Origin of the sequence: Streptococcus sp., assembly GCF_019414905.1 — a bacterium.
Classification (GTDB): Bacteria; Bacillota; Bacilli; order Lactobacillales; family Streptococcaceae; genus Streptococcus.
Map to the genome: position 1 here is coordinate 1 of NZ_DXLC01000247.1, position 1,967 is coordinate 1,967.

The window sequence follows — 1,967 nt, forward strand, 5'->3', positions numbered from 1 at the left end:
AGGCCATGACAAAGTTCACTCCACCATTAGGGAAGAGGGAGAAATTGTCGGTGACATTGGCCAAACTTGCTACTCCATGAGGTTTCTTAAAGCCAGTCAAGACCATAAAGACTCCTGTTGCAATCATAGCTAAAATAGCCACAATCTTGACCATCGCAAACCAAAACTCAACTTCCCCAAAGAGCTTCACTGCAATCAGATTGACCAAGGCTAGAATGGTCAAAAATCCAATCTCAATCATCCAACTTGGCCAGCTTGGGAACCAAAACTGCACATAATGTGCGATAGCAGTGATTTCCGCCATACCGATAAAAACAACGGATAGCCAGTAAGACCAGACTGAAAAATACCCCCAGCCCTTACCCAAATGGCGCGTGATAAAGTTGATAAAGGTATGTTGCTCAGGGTCTTGGTAGAGCATTTCTCCAACCGCACGCATCATGAGGAACATGAAAGCCCCAGTAATCATATAAATCAGTACAATGGAAGGACCTGTTAGGCTAATAGAACGACCTGCTCCCAAAAAGAGTCCTGTTCCGATTGTCCCAGCAATGGCCATAACCTGCACGTGACGATTAGTTAAACCACGCTCCATCTTATTTTTTTTCTTCTTTAAACTCATATAGTCTCCAATTCAATTTAAAATGGAAAAAGGAGTGAGTGAAGCGCACAGCCTCCCCACTCCTTTTTTGTTTTTAGGCTGTTTTTTCAACCTTCAAGATTTTTACATCATAGCTACCAACAGGTGTTTCAATGGTTGCTGTATCACCTGTTTTCTTGCCAATCAAGGCTTGTCCAATTGGACTTTCATTCGACACTTTACCTGCAAAGGCATCCGCACCAGCTGAACCTACGATAATATAAACTTCTTCTTCGTCCTCACCAATTTCTTGGATAGTGACTGTTTTACCAATCGCTACTTCGTCTTGAGCAACTGAGTCACTATTGACGATTTCAGCATAACGGATTTTTGTTTCCAAGCTAGAGATTTGTCCTTCGACAAAGGCTTGTTCATCCTTAGCCGCTTCGTATTCACTGTTTTCAGAAAGGTCACCGTATGAACGGGCAATCTTAATGCGTTCTACCACTTCTGGGCGGCGGACCAATTTCAATTCTTCTAATTCTTTTTCAAGTTTTTCCTTTTCCGCAAGGGTCATAGGATATGTTTTTTCTGCCATTTTTCTCAACTTTCTTCTGATGATATTTTCTAACTAAAATTATGTGAAGCATCACATAATTTTAGTTTGTTTGGTTTAATTTGCTGTTGACATGTTCAGCGACATTACGATCATGCTCCTCCTGAGTAGCAGCATAATAGACCTTACCATCTGTAACATTAGCTACAAAGTATAAGTTATCACTCTTAGTCTGATTAATACTTGCCTCGATGGCATCCAAGCTTGGACTATCTACTGGACCTGGCATCAAACCAGCTTTCGTATAAACATTATACGGTGAATTAATTGTCGTATCAATTCCAGCATCATCAGCAAGACTAATCTTCTGACCAAGTTTTCCTTGAGCATACAAGATTGCAATATTGCTTTGAAGTGGCATACCAAGATTCAAGCGATTGTAGAATACACCTGCAATCAACTTACGGTCTTCCGTCTTAGCTCCTTCTTTTTCGACAAGAGAAGCAATGGTCAGCAATTCATTGACCGTCAAATTCTTAGACTTAATCGTACTGTAATGAGGTGCCAAAGTCTTGTCCATAGCTGCCAACATCTCATCAATCAAGCTTTCAATAGTTGTACTTTCCTTGATAGAGTATGTAGCTGGGAAGAGGAATCCTTCCAAACGGTAACGAACGCCACTTTCCTTTGTAGGCAAGCTTTCAAGTAGACTAGGATATTTGGCAACTTCTTGACTAATAAAGTTGTCATCTTGCACTTTAGCCAAGAAAGCTTCCGCTGTCAAAGGCTCTTTGAAGTCACCTTGCAATTGACCTACAGCTTGTGCCATTT

At 41.0% G+C, this 1,967-nt stretch carries 3 protein-coding genes; all 3 read right to left on the bottom strand.

Annotated elements, in window-relative coordinates; translation table 11 throughout:
• On the bottom strand, window positions 1-622 hold a 622-nt coding region (locus QZ359_RS07485), incomplete at its 3' end, for an amino acid permease (RefSeq protein WP_293965179.1).
• Between the two features lie 73 nt (window positions 623-695).
• On the bottom strand, window positions 696-1,178 hold the full coding sequence (gene greA / locus QZ359_RS07490) for a transcription elongation factor GreA (protein WP_000818750.1): 483 nt from the start codon (window positions 1,176-1,178) through the stop codon (window positions 696-698).
• A 61-nt stretch (window positions 1,179-1,239) separates the two neighbouring features.
• Window positions 1,240-1,967, bottom strand: a 728-nt coding sequence (gene mltG / locus QZ359_RS07495; protein ID WP_293965182.1) for an endolytic transglycosylase MltG, incomplete at its 5' end; no start/stop codon positions are given.

Excerpts from the sequence above, each read along its gene's own strand:
- greA (WP_000818750.1), bottom strand. The coding sequence starts at position 1,178 with ATGGCAGAAAAAACATATCCTATGACCCTTGCGGAAAAGGAAAAACTT.